The organism is Amycolatopsis sp. CB00013, assembly GCF_001905755.1.
In the GTDB taxonomy this organism is placed as follows: Bacteria; Actinomycetota; Actinomycetes; order Mycobacteriales; family Pseudonocardiaceae; genus Amycolatopsis; species Amycolatopsis japonica.
In genome coordinates, this window is record NZ_LIWC01000002.1 from 1,161,735 (window position 1) to 1,182,567 (window position 20,833).

The 20,833-nt window shown below is 66.5% G+C and carries 24 protein-coding genes and 1 tRNA gene; 9 read left to right on the forward strand and 16 right to left on the reverse strand.

All coding sequences use genetic code 11. The features are described from left to right. Positions 1 to 6 precede the first annotated feature (6 nt). The gene (locus tag AMK34_RS15615) at positions 7 to 774 is read right to left on the reverse strand and encodes a DUF4097 family beta strand repeat-containing protein (protein WP_073845826.1); all 768 of its coding nucleotides are present in this window, start codon (positions 772 to 774) and stop codon (positions 7 to 9) included. A 161-nt stretch (positions 775 to 935) separates the two neighbouring features. On the opposite strand from AMK34_RS15615, the gene AMK34_RS15620 reads away from it, so the two are divergent. Continuing rightward, positions 936 to 1,475, forward strand: coding sequence for a YbhB/YbcL family Raf kinase inhibitor-like protein (locus tag AMK34_RS15620; RefSeq protein WP_038521636.1), 540 nt, complete (start codon positions 936 to 938; stop codon positions 1,473 to 1,475). A 69-nt stretch (positions 1,476 to 1,544) separates the two neighbouring features. Here AMK34_RS15620 and AMK34_RS15625 read toward each other — a convergent pair whose 3' ends face one another. Genes AMK34_RS15625 through AMK34_RS15635 form a run of 3 tightly spaced genes read right to left on the reverse strand, consistent with a single transcriptional unit; the run spans position 1,545 to position 2,889 of the window. After that, the gene (locus tag AMK34_RS15625; protein ID WP_038521639.1) at positions 1,545 to 1,979 is read right to left on the reverse strand and encodes a GNAT family N-acetyltransferase; all 435 of its coding nucleotides are present in this window, start codon (positions 1,977 to 1,979) and stop codon (positions 1,545 to 1,547) included. A gap of 22 nt (positions 1,980 to 2,001) precedes the next feature. Further along, entirely contained in the window at positions 2,002 to 2,562 is a 561-nt protein-coding gene (locus AMK34_RS15630; protein ID WP_038521642.1) for a TetR/AcrR family transcriptional regulator, read from the reverse strand. Beyond that, the gene (locus AMK34_RS15635; protein WP_037334469.1) at positions 2,563 to 2,889 is read right to left on the reverse strand and encodes a DMT family transporter; all 327 of its coding nucleotides are present in this window, start codon (positions 2,887 to 2,889) and stop codon (positions 2,563 to 2,565) included. 151 nt (positions 2,890 to 3,040) lie between these two features. Here AMK34_RS15635 and AMK34_RS15640 point away from each other — a divergent pair, with 151 nt between their 5' ends. The 3 genes from AMK34_RS15640 to AMK34_RS15650 all read left to right on the forward strand — a co-directional run bounded on the left by AMK34_RS15640 (position 3,041) and on the right by AMK34_RS15650 (position 7,030). Further along, positions 3,041 to 5,335: a (Fe-S)-binding protein gene (locus AMK34_RS15640; RefSeq protein WP_073845827.1), complete on the forward strand. Its 2,295-nt coding sequence runs from the start codon at positions 3,041 to 3,043 to the stop codon at positions 5,333 to 5,335. 156 nt (positions 5,336 to 5,491) lie between these two features. After that, a complete protein-coding gene (locus tag AMK34_RS15645) occupies positions 5,492 to 6,004 on the forward strand; it encodes a DUF742 domain-containing protein (RefSeq protein ID WP_037334464.1) in 513 nt (170 codons plus the stop codon). 30 nt (positions 6,005 to 6,034) lie between these two features. Then, complete coding sequence (locus AMK34_RS15650) at positions 6,035 to 7,030, forward strand: cation diffusion facilitator family transporter (protein ID WP_038521648.1); 996 nt, start codon at positions 6,035 to 6,037, stop codon at positions 7,028 to 7,030. On the opposite strand, the gene AMK34_RS15655 is transcribed toward AMK34_RS15650, so the two are convergent. Then, complete coding sequence (locus AMK34_RS15655; protein WP_143202507.1) at positions 7,024 to 7,716, reverse strand: CAP domain-containing protein; 693 nt, start codon at positions 7,714 to 7,716, stop codon at positions 7,024 to 7,026. The two genes, AMK34_RS15650 and AMK34_RS15655, sit on opposite strands and share 7 nt — an antisense overlap. 121 nt (positions 7,717 to 7,837) lie before the next feature. Further along, positions 7,838 to 8,296, reverse strand: coding sequence for a MarR family winged helix-turn-helix transcriptional regulator (locus tag AMK34_RS15660; RefSeq protein ID WP_073845828.1), 459 nt, complete (start codon positions 8,294 to 8,296; stop codon positions 7,838 to 7,840). Positions 8,297 to 8,369: 73 nt separating this feature from the next. Here AMK34_RS15660 and AMK34_RS15665 point away from each other — a divergent pair, with 73 nt between their 5' ends. Continuing rightward, a complete protein-coding gene (locus AMK34_RS15665) occupies positions 8,370 to 9,554 on the forward strand; it encodes an FAD-dependent oxidoreductase (protein WP_073846309.1) in 1,185 nt (394 codons plus the stop codon). Between the two features lie 4 nt (positions 9,555 to 9,558). Here the strand turns inward: AMK34_RS15665 and dcd are convergent, their stop codons facing one another. Both dcd and AMK34_RS15675 read right to left on the reverse strand, forming a co-directional pair. Beyond that, a complete protein-coding gene (gene dcd, locus AMK34_RS15670) occupies positions 9,559 to 10,140 on the reverse strand; it encodes a dCTP deaminase (protein WP_016338162.1) in 582 nt (193 codons plus the stop codon). A gap of 13 nt (positions 10,141 to 10,153) precedes the next feature. Beyond that, positions 10,154 to 11,356 carry an oxygenase MpaB family protein gene (locus AMK34_RS15675; protein WP_073846311.1) on the reverse strand — a complete coding sequence of 401 codons (1,203 nt, stop codon included), beginning with the start codon at positions 11,354 to 11,356 and terminating at the stop codon, positions 10,154 to 10,156. 110 nt (positions 11,357 to 11,466) lie between these two features. Here AMK34_RS15675 and AMK34_RS15680 point away from each other — a divergent pair. Beyond that, positions 11,467 to 11,537 (forward strand) — tRNA-Gly (locus tag AMK34_RS15680). Between the two features lie 94 nt (positions 11,538 to 11,631). Here the strand turns inward: AMK34_RS15680 and AMK34_RS15685 are convergent. From AMK34_RS15685 to AMK34_RS15720, 8 genes are all read right to left on the reverse strand, one after another. Further along, on the reverse strand, positions 11,632 to 12,699 hold the full coding sequence (locus tag AMK34_RS15685; RefSeq protein WP_083649914.1) for a tyrosine-type recombinase/integrase: 1,068 nt from the start codon (positions 12,697 to 12,699) through the stop codon (positions 11,632 to 11,634). A gap of 112 nt (positions 12,700 to 12,811) precedes the next feature. Beyond that, positions 12,812 to 13,030 (reverse strand): excisionase family DNA-binding protein, encoded by a 219-nt coding sequence (locus AMK34_RS15690; protein WP_073845829.1) that lies wholly within the window; start codon positions 13,028 to 13,030, stop codon positions 12,812 to 12,814. Between the two features lie 17 nt (positions 13,031 to 13,047). Then, positions 13,048 to 14,613 carry a replication initiator gene (locus AMK34_RS15695; protein WP_073846314.1) on the reverse strand — a complete coding sequence of 522 codons (1,566 nt, stop codon included), beginning with the start codon at positions 14,611 to 14,613 and terminating at the stop codon, positions 13,048 to 13,050. Between the two features lie 53 nt (positions 14,614 to 14,666). Next, positions 14,667 to 15,053, reverse strand: a complete 387-nt coding sequence (locus tag AMK34_RS15700; protein ID WP_073845830.1) for a hypothetical protein — start codon at positions 15,051 to 15,053, stop codon at positions 14,667 to 14,669. Further along, positions 15,050 to 16,624 carry an FtsK/SpoIIIE domain-containing protein gene (locus AMK34_RS15705; RefSeq protein ID WP_073845831.1) on the reverse strand — a complete coding sequence of 525 codons (1,575 nt, stop codon included), beginning with the start codon at positions 16,622 to 16,624 and terminating at the stop codon, positions 15,050 to 15,052. The genes AMK34_RS15700 and AMK34_RS15705 overlap by 4 nt, the downstream gene beginning before the upstream one ends. A 311-nt stretch (positions 16,625 to 16,935) precedes the next feature. After that, complete coding sequence (locus AMK34_RS15710) at positions 16,936 to 17,190, reverse strand: AMED_5909 family protein (RefSeq protein WP_073845832.1); 255 nt, start codon at positions 17,188 to 17,190, stop codon at positions 16,936 to 16,938. Next, complete coding sequence (locus tag AMK34_RS15715) at positions 17,168 to 17,416, reverse strand: hypothetical protein (RefSeq protein WP_073845833.1); 249 nt, start codon at positions 17,414 to 17,416, stop codon at positions 17,168 to 17,170. The genes AMK34_RS15710 and AMK34_RS15715 overlap by 23 nt, the downstream gene beginning before the upstream one ends. A gap of 303 nt (positions 17,417 to 17,719) precedes the next feature. Further along, on the reverse strand, positions 17,720 to 18,181 hold the full coding sequence (locus AMK34_RS15720) for a hypothetical protein (protein ID WP_073845834.1): 462 nt from the start codon (positions 18,179 to 18,181) through the stop codon (positions 17,720 to 17,722). Positions 18,182 to 18,350: 169 nt separating this feature from the next. Between AMK34_RS15720 and AMK34_RS15725 the strand changes: the two genes are divergently transcribed. The 3 genes from AMK34_RS15725 (at position 18,351) to AMK34_RS15735 (ending at position 20,670) form a co-directional block, all read left to right on the forward strand. Continuing rightward, on the forward strand, positions 18,351 to 19,118 hold the full coding sequence (locus AMK34_RS15725) for a GntR family transcriptional regulator (protein ID WP_073845835.1): 768 nt from the start codon (positions 18,351 to 18,353) through the stop codon (positions 19,116 to 19,118). Between the two features lie 14 nt (positions 19,119 to 19,132). Then, positions 19,133 to 19,795 (forward strand): YdcF family protein, encoded by a 663-nt coding sequence (locus tag AMK34_RS15730; protein WP_073845836.1) that lies wholly within the window; start codon positions 19,133 to 19,135, stop codon positions 19,793 to 19,795. A 107-nt stretch (positions 19,796 to 19,902) separates the two neighbouring features. Next, the gene (locus AMK34_RS15735; RefSeq protein ID WP_083649872.1) at positions 19,903 to 20,670 is read left to right on the forward strand and encodes a TIR domain-containing protein; all 768 of its coding nucleotides are present in this window, start codon (positions 19,903 to 19,905) and stop codon (positions 20,668 to 20,670) included. Positions 20,671 to 20,833: the final 163 nt, after the last annotated feature.

Genomic DNA, 20,833 nt, shown 5'->3' on the forward strand with positions numbered 1-20,833 from the left:
AGTCTGTCAGGCCGCTTTGACCGTGACGCTTCCGCTGTCGGTGTTGAGATCGAGCCTGTGCTGGGCCGAACCGGACTGGTTCACGCCGATGTCGCGGTGGCCGCTGCCGGTGTCGCCGGTGACGTTGTACTCACCCGACGGGACGGTGACCTCGACCGAACCGCTGTCGGTCCGCGCGGTGACGTCGGCACCCTTGAGGAGTTCGAGTTCGATACGGCCGCTGTCGGTCCGCGCTTCGACGTTGCCGCCGAGCCGTTCTCCCTTGATACCGCCGGAAGCCGCCTGCACCGTGACGGCCTGCCCGATGTTCGCCAGGTCGACGCGACCGGCTTCGGACCGCACCTTCACGGTGCCCGGCACGTCGCGCACTTCGACCCGGCCGGAATCAACCGTGACGTCCACAGTGGACGCTCCGGCGATGTCGAGCGCCCCCGAGTCCAGCTTGCCCGAGACCGGGATACCCGCCGGGACCACCACGTCGTAGGCGACCTCGCAGGAGGAGCCGCAGTCGGCGAGGACCAGGGTGTCGCCGTCCACGCGGAAGGCGTCGCCCGGCTTGCTCCCGCGGTACTCGAACTGCTGGTGGATCCGCACCGGCCCCTCGCCGGCGTGAACCTTGACGCGGCCCTCCTCGTTGTCGATGCGCACACTGCGGATCGGCTGGGCCACCTCCGCGGTGGCCTCCGCGTCGGACGGCCACCACCAGCCGAGGCCGGTGAGGACACCGACGCCGATCAAGGCGATGCCGCCGATTGCGAGGAGTGGGCGCGCCATGGTCTTGAGTCCCTCCAGAGCAGGTTTTCGTGTAACCCGACGCTAAGGGCACCACGACGGCTTGGACATAGGGGTAACCCCCGGATTCGTCCCTGAACCCGCGCCAGGGGCCTCGGGGTCATAACCTGACTCCGTCATCTGTTCAACGACCAGGAGGACGCATGCCGCAGGCACCCGATCCGTACAGCTTCCTGCCCGATCTGCCTGCCTTCACCCTGAGCAGCACCGACATCGAAGAAGGCGGCTTCCTGCCGACACCCCAGCTTTCCGGGATCTTCGGCGCGGGCGGCGAGGACCGTTCCCCGCAGCTGTCGTGGGAGGGGTTCCCCGCTGAGACCAAGAGCTTCGCCGTGACCTGCTACGACCCCGACGCCCCGACGGCAAGTGGATTCTGGCACTGGGCGGTGTTCAACATCCCGGCGTCGGTGACCGCGCTGGCCGCGAACGCGGGCGACGAAGCGGGCTCCGGTCTGCCGGAGGGCGCCGTCACCCTGAAGGGGGACGGCGGCGTGAAGCAGTTCCTCGGCGCGGCCCCGCCGCCCGGACACGGGCCGCACCGGTACATCTTCGCGGTGCACGCCGTCGACGTCGAAAAGCTTGAAGTCGGCGAAGACGCGACGCCGGCGTTCCTCGGCTTCAACCTCTTCGGCCACGCGATCGCCCGGGCGTCGCTGACGGCCCTGCACGAGAACAAGGGCTGAAGGACGCTTTCCCCGCATGGCACGCGGTGAAGGACGCTTTCACCACGTCTCATGCGGGGAAGGTCCCCTTCAGCACTGCCCGTTCGCCCGGCCCCGCTCCATGTACTGCCCTTCGGGCGGGTCGCCGAAGCCGAACTGCCGGTACAGCCCGTGCGCGTCGGCGGTGTGCAGCATCCACCGGAACTCCGCGCCCGGCCCGTTGTCGATCATCTCCCGGACCAGTTCCTTGCCGAGCCCCGCGCCACGCGCCTCGTCGACGACGAAGACGTCCGCGAGATACGCACTGCCGATGGTGTCCGAGAACGCCCTCGCGAAGCCGACCAGGCGACCGGTCGACGTCTCGTACGCGCCCACGACGCGCCAAGCGTTCCTGAAGACCTTCTCGACCAGTTCGCGGTCTCGCCACTTGCCCCAGTAGACGCCGGTGGACAGGTGCTTCCACACCACGTCGAGGTCCACCCGTGCCGGGTCGTCATCCAGTTCGTATGCGCCGACGATCCTCATGATCCGAACGCTACCCAGCAGGTCAACGAGGTTTCAGCAGGTAGTCCACCACCGGCCGCAGTTCCTCCGCGGACGGCGGCTCGTCGTCGATGAGGCCCTGGATCAGCAGACCGTCGATCCCGGCGAGGAACACCCGGAACGCGACCTCGTCGTCGTGCCGGACCATCGAGGTGAGCACGTCCAGCCAGCGCCGGGCGGCGGGCCGCAGCTCGGGTTTGCGGGCGGCCAGCAGGTACAGCTCGTACTCCGCCATCGTCCGCCCGCGGCTCGGGCCCAGCGCCTCCGCGAGCAGCCCGGCGACCTCTTCCGCGCCGCGGCTGCCGCGCGACCGGGCGCGGTCGATCATCCAGTAGACCTCGGTCGCCATATCCCTCGCGCACGAGATGAGGGTGGCGATCAGCAGATCGTCGAGGCTCGAGAAGTGATAGGTCGTCGAAGCCGTCGGCACGCCCGCCTCGGCGGCGACCGTCCGATGGGTGACGCCGGCGACGCCGTCCCGTTCGATCACCCGCAACGCGGCCGCGATGATCTCCTCGCGCCGCTTCTCACCCCTGGCCTTGCGGCCGTCGACCTGGATCTTCACTTAGTGCGCGCTCCCTGCCTCGATCAACACGACGCCGCCGACCACCAGTACCAGACCGGCGATCACGGAGAGGTTGACCGGCTCCTTGAAGAACACCATCCCGACGGCCGCCACCAGCGCGACCCCGGCCGCGGCCCAGATCGCGTACGCGACGCTCACCGGCACGCCCGCCTTCAGTACATACGCGAGCGCGACGAACGCGACGGCGTATCCGACGACCACGACGATCGACGGCCCCACCTTGCTGAAGCCCTCGGAAAGTTTCAACGACACCGTCGCGGATACCTCAGCGGCGATGGCCAAAGCCAGAAGGAGATACGCACCCATGTCACAAAAACTACCTGGACGATCGTCTTAAAACCAAGAGAGGCGTACACCACATCGGTGGGACTTGGGCGCGGTCAGTGGGTTACCCATCAGTAAGAAGCATTAGTCTGCCCGAACCACCACACGCTTCACGGACGAAAGGCACCCGACGATGGGCGCTGTACAGCTGACGCTCGGCGGGATCGCGGTCCTGCTCGGCGTCGTCGCCTGGGGAATGTTCTTCGCGACCGTCGCCCGCTTCGTGCGGGTGATCCGCCTCGGTCAGCCGGACTCGACCCGCAACGGGCCGTTCATCCCGCGGATGAAGACCTTGATCAAGGAATTCGCCGCGCACACCCGGATGAACAAGGTCAAGAGCGTCGGCCCGGCGCACTGGCTGGTCATGTGGGGCTTCCTGCTCGGCTCCCTCACGGTGTTCGAGGCGTACGGCGAGGTCTTCGTCCCGACCTGGGGCTGGCCCATCCTCGACGACTGGTCGCTGTTCCACCTGCTCATGGAGCTGCTCGGCGTCGGCACCATCGTCGGCATCCTGGTGCTGATCGGGATCCGGCAGAAGAACCACCCGCGCCGCGCGGACCGGCAGTCCCGCTTCCAGGGCTCCAACTTCAAATGGGCGTACTTCGTCGAGGCCGTCGTGCTCATCGAGGGCATCGGCATCCTCGGTGTCCGCGCCGCGAAGTCCGCGCTGGGCGTCCACGAGATCCCGATCTGGGCCTCGTTCGTCTCGCATCCGGTCGGCCTGCTGCTGCCGTCGAGCCTGAACCTCGTCACGGTGTTCGCGTTCGTCAAGCTGATGAGCGCCACCATCTGGCTGATCGTCGTGGCACGCACCATGACGATGGGCGTCGCCTGGCACCGGTTCAGCGCCTTCTTCAACATCTACTTCAAGCGCGAGGCCGACGGCGGCGTCGCGCTGGGCGCGCTCAAGCCGATGATGAGCAACGGCAAGGTGCTCGACCTCGAAGAGGCGGACCCGGACGAGGACACCTTCGGCGTCGGCAAGATCGAGGACTTCAGCTGGAAGGGCTGGCTGGACTTCTCCACCTGCACCGAATGCGGCCGTTGCCAGTCGCAGTGCCCCGCGTGGAACACCGGCAAGCCGCTTTCGCCGAAGCTGCTCATCACGCAGCTTCGCGACCACGCCTACGCGAAGGCGCCGTACCTGCTCGCGGGCGGCAAGCGCGACATGGCCGGCGACGAGGTCGGCTTGTCCGGCGACGACATGTACGCGGGTATCGACGTCCTCGCGATCGCCGAGTCCCAGAAGGCCCTCATCGGTGACGACGGCGGAGTCATCGACCCCGAGGTGCTGTGGTCCTGCACCTCCTGCGGCGCTTGCGTCGAGCAGTGCCCGGTGGACATCGAGCACGTCGACCACATCGTCGACATGCGCCGCTACCAGGTGATGATCGAGTCCGCGTTCCCCAGCGAGCTCAACGGGATGTTCAAGAACCTGGAGAACAAGGGCAACCCGTGGGGCCAGAACGCCAAGGACCGGCTCGCCTGGACCGAGGACCTGGACTTCGAGGTGCCGGTGTTCGACGGCGACCTCGGCGACACCGAGTACCTCTTCTGGGTCGGTTGTGCCGGCGCGTTCGAGGACCGCGCGAAGAAGACCACGCGGGCCGTCGCGGAGCTGCTGCACATCGCGGGCGTCAAGTACACCGTGCTCGGCTCGGAGGAGTCCTGCACCGGTGACCCGGCCCGCCGCGCGGGCAACGAGTTCCTGTTCCAGATGCTGGCGCAGCAGAACGTCGAGATCCTGAACTCGGTGTTCGAGGGCCGCGAACGCAAGGCGCGCAAGGTGGTCGTCACCTGTGCCCACTGCTTCAACACCCTCGCGAACGAGTACCCGGAGCTCGGCGGCCAGTTCGACGTCGTGCACCACACGCAGCTGCTCAACCGCCTGGTGCGGGAGAAGCACCTGACCCCGGTGGCCCCGGTCGCCGAGGACGTCACCTACCACGACCCGTGCTACCTGGGCCGCCACAACAAGGTCTACGACGCTCCCCGTGAGCTCGTCGGCGCTTCGGGCGCCCAGCTGCGCGAGATGCCGCGGCACGGCGACCGCTCGATGTGCTGTGGCGCCGGCGGCGCGCGGATGTGGATGGAAGAGAAGATCGGCAAGCGGATCAACGTCGAGCGCGTGGACGAGGCGCTCGGCACCGCGCCGTCGAAGATCGCGACCGGCTGCCCGTTCTGCCGCGTGATGCTCACCGACGGCGTCACCGCGCGCCAGAGCGACGGGCAGGCGAGCGAGAAGGTCGAGGTCGTCGACGTCGCCCAGCTGCTGCTGACCGCCGTCAAGCGGAAGCCGGAGCCGCAACTGGTCCCGGCGGGAGCGCCCTCTTTGGACGCGGTCTCGGACGCCGAACTCGACGGAAAGGCCGACACGCCGACCGACGAAACGGCCACCGGAACCCCGCTGCCCGAGGAAGACAAGTAGAACGTCACACCCGGAGGGGACATTCTCTCGCACATAATGCGAGAGAATGTTCCCTCTTGTTTTATCCCCGGTGCGGTTATTTCGTTCCATTACCCGTTCGGCGGTACACCGTGGCGATAGGCTGCAGCGGATCCGGAAAAAAGGGGCGAGGAATCAATGGGCAACCGTCACGAACTCCGCTCGGTCAGGGAGCATCGGCTCGCCACACCGGGATCACCGACCGTTCGCCCGACCGCCCGTATCCCGTCGTCCGCGGCACTCGCCAGGGTGGCCCAGGAAGCGACCATCCCCAGCATCCCGGCCGCGCGGCGGCCGCCGCGACAGGAACGGAAACGCACGCGCGTCCGCCCGTACGTCCGCACGGGCGGACGCACGCAGTCCAAGCGGAACTTCGCGATCGAAGCGATGATTTCCGTCCGGAACGACGCACCGTGGACGGCCCCGGGATTCAGTGTCGAATTCCATTCCGTGAGATCACTCTGCCGTCGTCCGACTTCGGTCGCCGAAGTGGCCGCGTCCTTATGTGTTCCACTCGGCGTTGCAAAGGTCCTTTTGGGTGACATGGCCGAACTCGGTTTGGTCACCGTTCATGAAACGCAGGCTGAATTCGACGGTCATCCGGCACTCGCCTTGATGGAACGCGTCCTGCAGGGATTGCGTCGCCTGTGAGATCGGCGCACCCGCACTACGCTACGCGAGGTGAGTGAAGAATCCGGTGACGAAAGCACGCTGACCGTGGTGCTGGCGGGTGGGGTCAACCTCGCCATCGCCGTGCTGAAGCTGATCGCCGGGATCATCACCGGCTCCGGCGCGATGCTGTCGGAGGCCGCGCACTCGGTGGCCGACACGATCACCGAGGTGCTCCTGCTGACCGCGCTGAAACGGTCGGACCGCCCCGCCGACCGAGTCCATCCCTTCGGCTACGGCAAGGAGCGGTACTTCTGGTCGCTGCTCGCCGCGGTGTCGATCTTCGCCTCCGGCGCGATGTTCGCGCTCTACGAAGGCTTTTCGACGGTCTTCGGCGAGGCGACCGAGCAGACCGATCCGATCGTCGGCTACATCGTCCTCGCGATCGCGTTCGCCCTCGAATCCGTCTCCTGGTTCCAGGCCGTGCGGCAGGTGCGCCGCGACGCCGCCGACTCCGGCCAGAAGGTCTCGGTCTACCTGAGGATGATCGACGACCCGGCGCCGAAGACCGTCCTGTTCGAAGACTCGGCCGCGCTGATCGGCCTGCTGCTCGCGTTCGCCGGGATCGGGCTGCACCAGCTCACCGGCTCGCACGTCTGGGACGGCGCGGCGTCGATCGCGATCGGCGTCCTGCTGGCGCTGGTCGCCTACGTGCTCGGGCGGACCAACCGCGGCCTGCTGATCGGCAGGCAGGCGGATCCCCGGCTGGTGCGCGGGGTGCGGGAGCACCTGAGGAACGCGCCGGAGATCGAGGCCGTCGTCGACCTGCAGACCATGCTCATGGGCACCGATCAGGTGCTCGTCTGCGCCCGTGTCGACTTCGACGATTCACTCGGCGCGGCGGACGTCGAACGCGCCTGCGTCCGGATGGCGACCGAGCTGACCGAGTCCTTCGGCGACGTCACCGAGGTGTTCATCGAACCGGTCCCGCGCACGGACGCCGAACTGCGCGCGGCCGTGCTGGCCCGCTACGGCGACATCGCCGAACGGTGGGACAAGGGTCAGTAGCCGAAGTTCTGCGTCCAGTACATGCCCTTGGTGTTGACGCCGACGCCGATCTTCTTCAGCTTGCAGTTCAGGATGTTCGCGCGGTGGCCCTCGGAGTTCATCCAGGCGTCCATCACCTTGGCGGCGTTCGACTGGCCCTTGGCGATGTTCTCGGCGCCGGGCTTGTCGTAGCCGGCGGCCCGGATTCGCTGGTCGAACGTGACGCCTTCCGGAGTGGTGTGCGAGAAGTAGTTCCGCGCGGACATGTCGTCGCTGTGGCCCTGCGCGGCGGCGGCGAGATGCGACTCGTTGCTCACCGGCGAGCAACCCGCGTCGGCACGCTCGGCGTTGACGAGGTCGATGACCTGCCCGGCGAGCGAGCTGTCCTGCGAACGGGGCGGCTCCGGAGCCTTGCTCGGAGTGGGCTTGGGCGCCTCGGAAGACTTCGCGGGCGGCTCGGCCGCGGCGGAGGACGAGCTGGGCGGGGCGGTGGACGACGTGGGAGCCGCCGAGGACGACGTCGGAGCGGCCGAGCCGGGCCCGGAACCCTCCGGCGCCGGAGAGGACGTCTGGCCGAAGTAGGCGGGCGGCTTCGCGAGGGCGTCGCCCGGTCTGCCCTTGGTGTCGGGGACGCTGAGTGAGAGATTGCTCAGCGCGGTGCCCTGGAACCGATCGGTCACCATCAGGTAGCTCGCGCTGGCGATCACCCCGCCCAGCAGGACACTGAGCGTGACAAGCAGTAACCGGCTTCGTGTTCTATTGGGGGACACGGGGCCGAAAACTATCACGAACTGGTTACGGCAATACCCCCGAAAGTAGTAATACCGGTCAGCGGCTGAGGCGACCCGTGGAGTCGTGCGTGATCGCCGCCGCGTCGGCGAGGAACCGGATCACGGTCTCCAGCTCGTCGTCCGTGTAGTTCTCGCAGGCCTCGCGGACCGACTTCACCAGGTGATCCCACAGCGGCGCGACGGTGTTCATCCGCGCCGCGTCGATCTCGATCAAGACCTTCCGCCGATCCTCGGGATGCGGCTTCCGGGCGACGATCCCCTTGCCTTCGAGCCTGTCGATGAGCGCGGTGATCGACGCCGGCGCGAGCCCCGACAGCTGCGAAAGAGCCTTCGGCGTCTGCGGCCCGAAGCGGGCGAGGTAGTCGGTCACCTTGCTTTCGACGGCCGAAAGGCCGCTCAGCTCGGCGATGGCCGTGTGGAACATGACCGTCTCCGTCGACAGCGCGCGCGACCCGCTGAGGATCCGCTCGACCAGTTCCGCTCGCTCGCTTGACACATCGGTCAGCCTAGCGGAGTCTTTAGTTCGATAGAACGAATTAGTTTCTAAGAGATTCGATGGGGTGAACGACATGGCGAAGGTACTGATCGCCGGCGGGGGTATCGCGGGCACGATCACGGCGATCGCACTGCACGAGACGGGCCACGAGCCGGTGATCCACGAGGCGTACGACCGGACCGCGGAAGGGGTCGGCGCGTTCCTGACCCTGGCGGTGAACGGCCTCGACGCGCTGGCCCCACTGGGACTGAAAAGCCTGGTCAAGGGCTTGGGATTCGATACACCGCGGATCAAGATGCACCTCGGCGACGGACGCGAGCTGGCGGATTTCGCCCTCGGCGGGCAGCTCGACGACGACACCGTGAGCCAGACGGTGCTGCGCTCCGAGCTCTACATCGGCCTACGCGACGAAGCCGTCAGACGCGGCATCGAGATCCGCTACGGCAAACGCTTGGCCGACGCGCGCGAAACCCGCGACGGCGTCCTCGCGACCTTTGAAGACGGCTCGTCGGCCGAAGGCGACCTGCTGATCGGTGCGGACGGGCTCCGCTCGCGCGTGCGGACGATCATCGACCCGAAGGCGCCGTCACCGCGCTACGTGCCGCTGCTGAACACGGGCGGGCTGGCCGAAGGCCTGCGGCTGGACGACGAACCCGGCGTCATGCACATGACATTCGGCAAGCGGCTGTTCTTCGCCCACGTCGTCCACCCGGACGGGGGTGTCTGGTGGTTCGCGAACGTCCCCCGGAAGCGTGAGCCGTCGCCGACCGACCTCACCGTGACCACCACATGGCGCGAGGACCTCATCCGGGGGCTGGCGGTGGACCGCACCCCGGCCGTCGAGATCGTGCGCGCGACGCGCGAGATCTACCGGCCGTGGGCGACGTACGACTTCCCGAGCGTGCCGACCTGGCGGACGGACCGGATGGTCATCATCGGCGACGCCGCGCACGCGACCTCACCCGCGGCCGGGCAGGGCGCCGCGATGGCCATCGAGGACGCCGTCACGCTGGCGCGATGCCTGCGTGACGTGCCCTCGATCCCGAAGGCCCTCACCGTTTACGAAGGCCTGCGGCGCGAGCGCGTCGAAGCCGTCGTCGAGCGCGGCAAGCGCAACGGCGACGCCAAGGCGGCCGGGCCCGTCGGGCGGGTGATCCGGGACTTCTTCCTCACGCGGGCGTTCAAGAACCCGCCGGCGGAGGATCCGAACGCCTTCATGTGGCGGCATCGGATCGACTGGGAAGCCCCAGTGGGCTGACGCGCTACCTCCAGGTGTCGACGCGGTGGAAGTTCTTGTACGCGCGGCTCGGGGTCGGGCCCCGCTGCCCCTGGTACCGCGAACCGGCCTCGTTCGAGCCGTACGGGAACTCCGCCGCGCTGGACAGGCGGAAGATGCAGAGCTGGCCGATCTTCATACCCGGCCAGAGCGTGATCGGCAGGTTCGCCACGTTCGACAGCTCGAGGGTGATGTGGCCGGAGAAGCCGGGGTCGATGAAGCCCGCGGTGGAGTGCGTCAGCAGGCCGAGGCGGCCGAGGGAGGACTTGCCCTCCAGGCGGCCGGCGAGGTCGTCGGCGAGCGTGACGGTCTCGTAGGTGGAGCCGAGGACGAACTCGCCGGGGTGGAGCACGAAGGGGTCTTCGCCCTCCTTCTCGACCAGCGAAGTCAGCTCGTCCTGCTGCAGCTGCGGGTCGATATGCGTGTACTTGCTGTTGTCGAACACGCGGAAGAAGCGGTCGAGTCGCACGTCGATGCTCGACGGCTGGACCATCGTCGGGTCGAACGGGTCGACGCCGAGACGGCCGGCGTCGAGCTCTTTACGGAGGTCACGGTCGCTGAGGAGCACGCGATCAGCGTAGTCAAGCGGCCTTCATGTGCCTGCCGTAGGTCGGGTCGAGCCCGAACACCTTGGTCACCTGCCGTAGATAGTGGCGACGGCCGGCCGCCCCGATCAGCTCCTGGAGCGCCGTCGCGCCGGGCACCACCCGCCGCACCGTCTCGGCGGCGAAGTTGACCCCGGCCGCCGCGACCACGGCCGCCTGGGCGATCGGATCGTCGGGCAGTTCGAGGAAGTCGGCGTTGGTCTTGCCGAGCAGGAGCCTGCTGATCGCCCCGTGCCCCGCGACCGACACGTGCGCGAGGACCTTGCCGAGCGCGCCGCGGCCGTCGCCGATCCCGGCGTGGGCCTTCATGAGCGCCGCGGCGAGCCGTTTGGAATCGTCGTCGGGAATGAACTCGGTGGTCGCGAGCAGCCACAGCAGCCGCCAGGCGTCGTCCTCGCCGGCGGGCAGGAGTTCCTCGTCGACACCCATCAGCCAGCCGACATAGCGCCAAAGATGCAGGATGTCTGCGCGCTCGCGGGCGCTGTAGCGGAGCCCGAGCAGTTGCGTGCCGAAGACGTAGACGAGGGAGAAGAGCAGGAGCGTGCCCGCGGTCTGGACCTGGTTGACCGGCCTGTCCCACGCCGCGTAATCCCAGTCCTTGCGGCGGTTCATGGCCGCACGGACGTGGGCGTGCACGATCCGCACCCGCAACGCGGACTCGTACCCGCGCCCGCCGGGCACCAGCGCGCCCGGTGTCGTCACGTGGATCCACCACGTCGCCGTCTCGACGAGACGTCGTGCCGCCTTGTACTCGATCTCGCCGGTGCCGACGAGCGACTTCGTGGCGCGCGAAGCGAGGTAGCCGCCCATCAACGAGACGTCGCCGAGCGGGAAGAGCCCGAGCAACCCGGCACGCGTGATCGCCCGCGCTCCGCGGTCAAGGCGGTCCCGGTCGACCCAGTACGGCGTCGCCTCGACGTCGCGAAAGAAGGCTTCGAGCGCTTCTGGCGGACTCTCGACGCTGTCGATGCCTTGCCGCAGCGCCTGCTCGAACTCGGGCCGGCATTCGCGCAGCAACGGCACCAGCACGTCGGCCGCCGGATCCTCCCGCTGCGCGAACTGCCGCAGCCGCGCCACCTGGCGCTCGTCACCCCTGATGTCGCCCTCGATGAACAACCTCGACGCGACCCGGAACCCGCCTTGACGGAACAGTTCGGGGTCAGGCAGCCGCTCGCCCATCCGGATCACCTCCGAGGTAGACAACAAGTGTTGTCACTTTCGGCGGCGACGTCAAGGTGGGCGGGGTCTTGGCAAGGAGAGATCCGGGCCATGTATGCTGGCCGAGCACTGCGGATGTAGTTCAATGGTAGAACATCAGCTTCCCAAGCTGAATACGCGGGTTCGATTCCCGTCATCCGCTCTCACGCGAAAGCCCCAGGTCAGTGGATGTCCACTTTAGACCTGGGGCTTTCGCTTTGTCCGGGTGATCTTCCGGCTGGGCCATTAACGGGCCATTAGCCGACGGGCACCGGCTGCCCGCTCAGGCCGTCGTCATCATCATCTGAGTTGCCCGTCCGGTGCTGGTCGACGAGCTTCGAGAGCCGGTCGGCGATCCGTTCGTCAGCGTCGCTGGTCGCCCGCTGATAGATGAGCGCCGCCCGCATGTCGTCATGTCCCATCCGCGCCATGAGGTCTTTGGTCGACGTGCCCGCCTTCGACGCCCAGATGTTCCCCGCGTGCCGGAGGTCATGGAAGTGCAGGCCCTTAAGCCCCATCTTCGTCACGACCTCCGTCCACTTCGTTCGTTGACTGAAGTTCGGCCGACGCACCGGGTTGCCCGCACGCTCACCGGTGAACAGCAGCGCGTCGTGATCCGGCTTCACGAACGCGTCGAGGTGCTTCACGACGTCCCGCCGAATCGCCGCCGGAACGATCAGCGTCCGCACTCCTGCCCGCGACTTCGGCGGACCGACGATCAGACCGCGACCCGGTACCTCGACCAGCGCCCGCGAGATCCGGACCCAGCTCCCGTCCTCCGCGACGTCACACCGTCGCAGTGCCGACACCTCACCCCAACGAAGTGACGCGAACGCGGCCAGCAGTACGAGCGCACGGAACCGGTGCGGCATACGTCCAGCCAGATCGAACACCTGCGGAACGGTCAGAATCGGCCGCTCCGCCGGATTCTCCTTGTCGGCACCCCGCACGCGGCAAGGGTTCCGCTGCAAGATCTTGTCCTCTTCGACCGCCGTTGTCAGGATCGCCCGAAGCAGCCTGTACGCCTTAGCAGTGACCGACTCCGACACTCCGGCTGCCAGCCGATCCGCACGCCATTGCCGAACGATCGCCGTCGACAACTTGCCTAGTTCGACGCCGCCGAGATCTGCTTCGATGTGCTTCCGCAGAAGCCACCGGTACAACTCGACCGTGCGCGGACGCAGACCAGGCCGCTGTGTAATCCACTGGTCCGCGTAGCTCCCAAGCGTGACTTTCGCCCGCTCAGGGTCGATCCACTCGCCTTTGATGATCTGCGTTTCGGTCACCGACAACCACTGTTCGGCCGCGCGCTTGCTGGCGAACATGGTGGGAGCGTTCCGCATCTGGCCATCCGGCCCCGGATAGCGCGCCTGCCACTTCCCCGATGCACGTTGCCGAACGTTGCCGAAACCCCGGTGTCCTCGCTTGTTCGCCATGTCAGGCCGCCTTTCCGAGGTCCCGGATCACCGAAGCCCGCGTGATCGGCTCGACCCGACCGGCCTGGATGAACTCCTCAAGATCAGCGATGGCGAGCCGCACGTGTACGCCGACCTTGTGGAACGCCACGCGCCGCTCCGCGATCAACCGCCGCACGAACCGGACGCGCGTGTTCAGGTACTCGGCTGCTTCTTCGACTGTCAGATAGTTCTTGCCCACGGTTTCGCCCCCAGTTCCTAAGCTGCCAGCGGAGTTGCCGAAAGATCCGGCGGACCCTGCGCGGCGAGTAATGCCTTGTCGTACTCGGCTTTCCACGTGATCCGTTCTGAGATCGCGTGCATCACCAGGTGATCCCGAGGAGGCACATTCGTGTCGCCCGAGTCGACCTTGCGCCAGACGAGCCGAGCCGGGTCCGGTGCGGGTTTCTCGATCCCAACCGCCGCCAGGGCTTCAATTACGAACGCCTTTCGGTCAGCTTTGTGGTCGACGAGCGTCTTGCCGGACCACTTCCGTGACACCAGCACCCGACGCCCCGGCAGCCCGAGCGTGGTCCGCCGATGAGCGCGCCCTTTGCAGTGCCCTGGTGTGGTCTTTCCGTTGGCGCCCTTGGGATTTATTCCGTACAGCAGCCACACGGCACACCGAGGCGAGCAGGGCGTCACCGACAGTTCCGCGTGCAACCGGTCGTGGTGATCCTTCTGCCGCACGGTGTCGGCTTCCACGACCTCACCGGTGGACTTGGTGAGGTACTTGGTCAGATAGCCGATATGCCGCCCGGCCTCTTCGGAGCCGCCGAGGATGCCCTTGGAGTGCACCTGACGGCCGAAGGTGACCACGTGCGCAGGGTCTTCCACGGCCTCCACCGCGTCGTCCCACTCGGTCAGCGGCTCGCGGGTATCCGGGTCGACGAACACCCGACGGTCGCCGTCCCACAGCGGCATCCGGTCGACGTAGACCACTTCGTCGTGCGCAGGCCACCAGACCTGGTGATAAGTCGCTTCGGTGACCTGCCGGATCACGTCATGCGGCACCGAACCCCGAATAGCCGCGTGCAGGTGCGGAGCAGCCCGCCGTTGGGGTTCGACGGTGGCGAAGTACTGCGCGTCCCAGCCCACGACCCGCCGGAGGTTCTGCCACCACCGGTCCACCAGGGCCGAGAAGTGCACCGCGTCCCGAGCCGCCCGCCGATAGTCATACGACGCGGGGTCGACCGGGGCACCGTCCGACCGCACCGGGCCGTAGGTGTCGCAGGTGAGCGTGACGAACATCGACGGCCGGAAACGTCCGGCGTACTCACGGCCCACGGTGGTCTTGGCGACCTTCCGCCGAGGCAGGTTCGGCGCGTCCTGCCGCCTCTTCGTTGACCGCTTCACCGCCTTCTTGGCCGGGAGGTCGATCGACGGGAGACGGCCGCGCATCCCGAGTTGCCGAAGTTCGTCGTCGACTCCTTGGATCTCCTCCCGCAGCTCGTCGGCTTCCGCCTGGTCGCTCACTTCGCGGTAGGCCGCGACCAGGTCAGCCCGGAACGCCAACAGCTCCGTCTGTGTCTCTGACGGAGGTTCCGGCGTGAAGTCCGGTTCGGTGTCGATATGCCAGCCCTCACGGCACTGAACCTGTCGAAGCGCCTTCGCCTTCCGGGCGCAGGGTAGGCACACCGATTCGACGGTCGAGCCGCAAGGAACGGGGACGTACCGGAGTTCGCCGGTGTCGGTGTCACCGACTTCCATCGTGAACGGCCGGACACAGACCCCGTGCTTCTCAGCGGTCGCCTTGACCACATCGGAGGCAAGGGGTTCACGCATCCGAGCTGCCCGCGAGTTGGCCGGCGGGGTCACCGCGGCTTCCTTGGTGCCTGTCACGCTGCCACCTCCCCAGCGCTGTTCCACTGCCGCAGCACGAACACCGGCATCTCCTGCCGCATCCCCGCAGGCAGATCAGGGAAGGTCACCTCGTCGAACGGGACTCCGCCGTAGACCGCGACCGGGATGCCGCAGGGAGTCCGGCCCTGTACTTCCAGATGCACACGGCCGCCATGGGGCACCCGCCAGATAGAGGCGGTCACGTTCTCCAGCGAATCCGCCCAGACGACCAGGCTCCGCGCCACGTCCGTCAGACGGTCGGTATCGAGCTGGACAGACACCGGATCCGAGCCAATCCCAACCCGCACGGACGCAACTGGCGGAAAGGCGTGGGAGTCGAGGTGATCACGGATCGCATCGAGGAACACCAGAACGCGGTTCACGCCGCCACCTCCTCTCCACCACGGCCAACAGGAAGGTTGATCACGTGGGCACCGCCGTTGGTCACGTAGGTCTCCAGCGCCTTGACCGTCTCGTCCGGCACCCAGCCAGCCCGGACCCGCAGCGGTTCGCGGATGCCTTCGCCCCAGATGTAGCCGACGCCCGCAGCCGACTCCTCGATCCGGTTCGCCCACGCCCCGCGCTCATAGGCACCGTCGCCCAGGACCATCCCGACGTGCGTCTTCGAGGTGACGCGCAGGCACACCCGGCGGGGGAACAGTTCCCGAACCGGCACGGTGTCCTTCGTCGGCTCCTGCACATACCCGCGCACCGTGTAACCCAGCGCCCGCCCTTGCGTCGTCAGGATCGCGACCCGTTCGACGATGGCTTCGCGGGTCTTGCGGTCGGTGTACTTGGTCAGCGCGCCGATCTCGTCGAATTCCAGCACCTCCAGGGGATGCTCGGTGGAGATCGGCACCTCACGGGTGCGCCCGGCGAACTCGCGCTTACGGGACTCAAGACCGCCGAGCAGGTCGTCCAGGACCTCGATTGCTTCCTTACCCGTGACGCCGTAGCGAGCGAAGATCCCACGTCCGTAAGCGAGCTCCATCCCCTTTGGGTCGATCCCCGACATACGCACCGTCCCGGCCCGGATCGCCGAGGCCGCCGACACCAGCGGAGACCACATGACCGAGTTCTTTCCTGCGCCTGTCGCTCCGGCGACGAGCATGTGCGCGCCCGGACCGGTCAGCGGCAGCCGCCAGTCCTTCCCGTACTCGGTACGTCCGGCGAACACCCGCCGCAGATCCACGCCGTCGACGGCCGCCAGCTCGGGCAGCGCCGCACAATCCACCGGCGCTTTGAGGAGGTCCCGGCGCTGGAAGTCCAGCGAGACGACATTGGGTTCCAGCTCCCGCACCTGGCAACGCGTGACCTTGCGAGCCACAGCCAGCGCGCGGGCGGCGTCGTCGAAGTCCTCCGGCTTCTGACCTGGCACGAGCCGGACACGAACCTCATCCCACGACGGCCCCGACTTCACCCCCAGCACCTTCGGCACCTGAACAGCCGCGCCCCCCGCAGTACGGGAGACCGCCTTCCGGCGACGGCCGACCAGATTCACCGTCACTTCCACCGGCACGGTGCCGTCAGAAATCGACAGGCCGCAGGCGTCTAGCCAGCCCGGCAGTTTCCGGGCGTAGGTGAACCAGCGCAGCCACCACGCCCGCAGGAACCGGCCACAGCACCGGTCGAACGACACCACGTCGAGCAGCCGCCACACCACCAGCACCACGCCGACCGACCCCACCGTGATCGCGAGCGACGGCCAGCCGAGCCACTGCCACCAGGCCACCACCGCGATCACGCCGAGGCTGGTTCGCCAGTGCGTGAAGACCTGCTTTCCCAGCCATCCCAACAACTTCACCGCCGACCACAGGGCGATGAAGACCACCGCAGCGGCGGCCAGGACTTCCGCGATCGTGGCGAGCGCGCGGCCGAGCTTGTGCAGCAGCCACACCACCACACCCAGCACCCCGCCGCCGACGAGGAGGAGACCGATTCCGTTTGTGTTCATCGGCGACCACCGCCGGTCAGATCCAGCGGCAGCATTCCCCGGCAGGGAGCACATTCCGTCTCGCCGGGCAGGAGCTTCGCGAACCGCTTGCAGACTGTGCAGCGCGTTCGGGTGACCCCGTCTAGCGGCCGGTTGTTGCCATCGTTTAGCGTTGTCATTGTTCACTTCCCAGTGGTTGTGGACAGCGCAGGACCGGCGAGGTTTCCTAGGCCAGGTACCGGTTCTGCGCCTTACGAGCCGAGGGAAGCGCGTGAGGACGTGTTTGTACGCCGCACGTCCCCACGCACGTTTTCCCTACGGCTGTTCAGTTCTCAGCTAGCTTCCGTCTTGTTCTTCTGGATCTGCGCGGCCACCTCCTCCGCCTTGCGCTCCTCGTAGCCCACCCAGTAACGGAGTTCGTGGTGGTGCGCGCGATCCACATCGGACACTTCGCGATACATGCGCGCGTTGGCCTGATGGAACTTCAGCCACGTCTCCAGGTTCGCCCCAGGCTTCGGTCTGCGGGCCGATGCGACCGCGTGCGCGTCCTTCAGTGTCTGCGGCTCATTCCGGCCGGGCGTCGTCACCGCGCACCGCCTTGTGCTTGCCGAGGAACACGGCCAGTTCGTCCGCGCTGTCGCGGATTTGGCGAAGGAGCCGGATGAACTCCGGCCACACGGCCGGGTCGGACGGCGGCAGGATCGCCAGGCTGTCCGGGTCCAGGTAGATCACCAGCGCCGGGTTCGCCGAACCATGGCCCTGCATCCCCGCGACCGCCTGCCGCCCCGGCTTCCACATCGCGTTGAACGCCACGGCTCTGACTCTCCTCGCTGTAGGCGCGCATCTCCCACGAGCGCGCGTTCTCCTCGAACCCCTCGGCAGCCGCCGACACCGCAGCCAGCACCCACCACGGCAACTGGCCCTGAGTCGCCAGTTCTCGCCATGCCGACGCCACCGCCAAGGAAGCGACGGCCATGTCATGCGCCGCCAGGGCATCCCCGCTCTGCGCAGTCCGCTGCGTCATCGCGCTGTAGTGGCGGTACGCGGCTTCCCAGGTTTGGACCAGGTGCGGCGGAACCACGGCCACACCCTGACTGCCAGGCACCCGGCCCGTCATCACGCCGCCTTGGGCGTCGACTCAGCAGCGCCCGAGGTCCGCGAGGACTTCGACGCCCCACCCGAAGCAACAGCCTTGAAGCCGGTCGCGCGGAACACGTAGGACTGGTACTTGAACTCGCCTTGACCAGCCACCTTCGGCTCAGCCGTCAGGCCCTCCAGTTCGATCGGCCGCATACCCGGCAGCACCTCCGACGTCGTCGGCACCGGCTGCACATCAGCCAGGAACGTGACGTCGTAAGACGCACGCTTGGAGTTGGTTTCGCTCGGGTCGGTGACCGTGGCCTTCCACTGACGCTTGCCCGTCACTTCGTCGACCCGCTGACGAACAGGTCGACCAGCGGACCGATCTTCCCGCGACTGGTACTCGTTGTCCGGCGCGACTTCGCCGACCATCACCAGCCCCAGCGGGAACGCGGCATCAAAGTCGATCTCGAAACGGTGTCCCTTGCCGATCGCCATGTCGTCTGTCTCCTGTCGTCTCTGGAGCCCTAGCGGGCTTACACCTTATTAGAGGTAGTTCTATTAAGCGCTTCGTCGCGCGAGTTGTCAATAGAACTATCTCTATCGGGCTCCGTAGACCATGATGGGGTGATACCGCTAGCGTTATCGACCGACGAAGGAGGACCAGGTGGGCACTGGCTACCGAGAGCTGGCCGCGATCCTGCGGGACGCGATCCAGCGGGGCGACTACGCCCCGGACACCACGCTGCCCAAGCAAGACGAGCTGGCCGACGAGTACGACGTCAACGTCAACACCGTCCGCAAAGCCGTCGGTGTCCTCGAAGCAGAAGGACTGGTCACGCCGATCAGACGACGCGGGACGGTCGTCCGTGCCCGCCCGCCCATGAAGCGTCTGGGCAAGGACCGGTACGCGAAGAGCAAGTGGAAGTACGGCGACACCGTCGCCTTCGTCGCCGACCGCGAAGCCTCCGGCCGCGACTGGAAGCCGACCGACCAGACGCAGACCGTCGCGAAGATCGAAGCCGACCGAGAAGTCGCCGACGCTCTCGGGGTCATCGTCGGTTCCCCGGTCTACGAGCGAGCACGGCTGGTCAAGGACGCCGGCCAGCCCACCCACGTGCTCACCAGCTACTACCGGCCCGCCGACGTCGAAGGCACGCCCATCGTCGACCCAACCCCCGGCCCAGCCGGACGAGGAGGCGGGTTTCTGGTCCTCACCCTGCAAGGTCTTGAGCCGGACACCATGACCGAGACCTTCTACGCGCGGATGCCGACGCCCGACGAGGCGGAACAGCTCGAACTGCCCGCAGGCGAACCCGTCATGGTCCTGCAACGCCGCACGTACACCGAGGACGGCCGCGTGGTCGAGTTCGCACGAGGCGTGCACGCCGCAAGCCGGTTCTCCTGGACCTACACTTTCAAGATCCCCGACTGACCCCGGAGACCCAGATGCCCGAGCGTTCGACCACCCTGCCGGACGACCTCCGCGCCGACGTCCAGACGCTCTGGGACTACCACGACATGCACCACGAACTCCGGCCCGCCGACGTCGGGATCGGACTTGGCAGTCACGATCTCGGGGTCGCGACCTTCACCGCGGAACTGTTCCAAGCTGGGATGTTCCCGCTCATCGTCTTCACCGGGGCCAACGCCCCCACCACCGTCGAACGGTTCCCGCGCGGTGAGGCTGTCCACTACCGCGAACATGCGCTTGAGCTGGGCGTACCCGATGACGCCATCCTGGTCGAGCCAGAGGCACGGAATACCGGGGACAACATCATGCTCACGCGCGCACTGCTGAAGTCACGCGGCATCGAGGTCGAGTCTGTCGTCCTCATCTCACGGCCGTACCAACAGCGACGCGCGTATGCGACCTGCAAGAAGCTCTGGCCCGAGGTGGACGTCATTTGCGCTTCGCGACCACTCCCGCTGGATGAGTACATCGAGAGCATCGGCGACGTGGACCGTGTCATCAACATGCTTGTCGGCGACACCCAGCGCATCACTGTCTACGCTGAACGCGGCTTCGCGATACCGCAGGAGATCCCGAGTAGCGTTGACGAGGCCTATGGCCGCTTGAGCAAGGCTGGCTTCACAGCACGTCTCCTTTAGCTACACGCACCTGCCTCAGACAACGCTCCCGCGCCCCTACGAACCCGAACTGCGCCATGTCGGCGAGCCATCCGTTCACGCATTGAGAACGCGGATACGATTCCAGCATGGATGCAACCAGGAAGATCGAACTTATTGAAAAGCAGATTGAAGACGCTAAGGACGGCAGGCCCGAAGACTTTCGACTCTGGCGGGAAAAAACCGAAGTAGTTCTGCGCAATGCGCTTGGTGATGCACACCCCAACTACAAGAGGTTCCTGAAAGTAAAATACACACCGAGCGTATGGACCGACGCTTCACCTCAAAGCTATTTCGATGACGTGCGCGAGCGCGGTGTCAGGAATGCCGTAGCCATACTACAAGCCGCACTGTTGGATGTAGAACTATCAGGCGGAGCACCTGAACCAGCACACGAGGAACGAGCCGCTAGTTCCGACGTATTTATCGTCCACGGACAAGACGAAGCACGTAAGCACGAAGTTGCCCGGTTCATCCAGAAACTAACTGGAAACGAACCAAAAATTCTGCATGAACAAGCGAACTCTGGTCAAACTATCATTGAGAAATTCGAAGAACACGCCGCCACGGCTGCATATGCGGTCGTGATCGCCACCGGCGACGACCTTGGTCGAGCAAAAGTGGCGGAAAAAGACCGGTTGCGAGCGAGGCAGAATGTTGTTTTTGAACTTGGATTCTTCTTTGGCAAGTTGGGAAGATCGCGCGTCGCCTTTCTATACGAAGAAAATGTTGAACTTCCATCTGACATTAATGGCGTAGTCTACATTAGCCTTGATCCCGCAGGAGCATGGAAAGCGGCGCTTGCCCGAGAAATGGAGAGCGCCGGGGTTGGCATCGACTGGTCCGCCTTAAGGTAGGCGACACCGGGTTCTTTTAGAGCAAATCGGCGCGATCACTGTCCACACTGTTGCGCCTGATTAAATCTCTGCACTTGCGAGGGTTCCAATTCGCAGTCATGATCACGCCTCCGAACTTGACTTGCCTGCCGAACTTGGCTCTATTGGATCAAGGCGCCGCCAG

Excerpts from the sequence above, each read along its gene's own strand:
- AMK34_RS15615 (WP_073845826.1), bottom strand. The coding sequence starts at position 774 with ATGGCGCGCCCACTCCTCGCAATCGGCGGCATCGCCTTGATCGGCGTC.
- AMK34_RS15620 (WP_038521636.1), top strand. The coding sequence starts at position 936 with ATGCCGCAGGCACCCGATCCGTACAGCTTCCTGCCCGATCTGCCTGCC.
- AMK34_RS15625 (WP_038521639.1), bottom strand. The coding sequence starts at position 1,979 with ATGAGGATCGTCGGCGCATACGAACTGGATGACGACCCGGCACGGGTG.
- AMK34_RS15635 (WP_037334469.1), bottom strand. The coding sequence starts at position 2,889 with ATGGGTGCGTATCTCCTTCTGGCTTTGGCCATCGCCGCTGAGGTATCC.
- AMK34_RS15640 (WP_073845827.1), top strand. The coding sequence starts at position 3,041 with ATGGGCGCTGTACAGCTGACGCTCGGCGGGATCGCGGTCCTGCTCGGC.
- AMK34_RS15645 (WP_037334464.1), top strand. The coding sequence starts at position 5,492 with ATGGGCAACCGTCACGAACTCCGCTCGGTCAGGGAGCATCGGCTCGCC.
- AMK34_RS15665 (WP_073846309.1), top strand. The coding sequence starts at position 8,370 with ATGGCGAAGGTACTGATCGCCGGCGGGGGTATCGCGGGCACGATCACG.
- AMK34_RS15675 (WP_073846311.1), bottom strand. The coding sequence starts at position 11,356 with ATGGGCGAGCGGCTGCCTGACCCCGAACTGTTCCGTCAAGGCGGGTTC.
- AMK34_RS15685 (WP_083649914.1), bottom strand. The coding sequence starts at position 12,699 with ATGTTCGCCAGCAAGCGCGCGGCCGAACAGTGGTTGTCGGTGACCGAA.
- AMK34_RS15695 (WP_073846314.1), bottom strand. The coding sequence starts at position 14,613 with ATGCGTGAACCCCTTGCCTCCGATGTGGTCAAGGCGACCGCTGAGAAG.
- AMK34_RS15705 (WP_073845831.1), bottom strand. The coding sequence starts at position 16,624 with ATGAACACAAACGGAATCGGTCTCCTCCTCGTCGGCGGCGGGGTGCTG.
- AMK34_RS15720 (WP_073845834.1), bottom strand. The coding sequence starts at position 18,181 with ATGGCGATCGGCAAGGGACACCGTTTCGAGATCGACTTTGATGCCGCG.
- AMK34_RS15730 (WP_073845836.1), top strand. The coding sequence starts at position 19,133 with ATGCCCGAGCGTTCGACCACCCTGCCGGACGACCTCCGCGCCGACGTC.
- AMK34_RS15735 (WP_083649872.1), top strand. The coding sequence starts at position 19,903 with ATGGATGCAACCAGGAAGATCGAACTTATTGAAAAGCAGATTGAAGAC.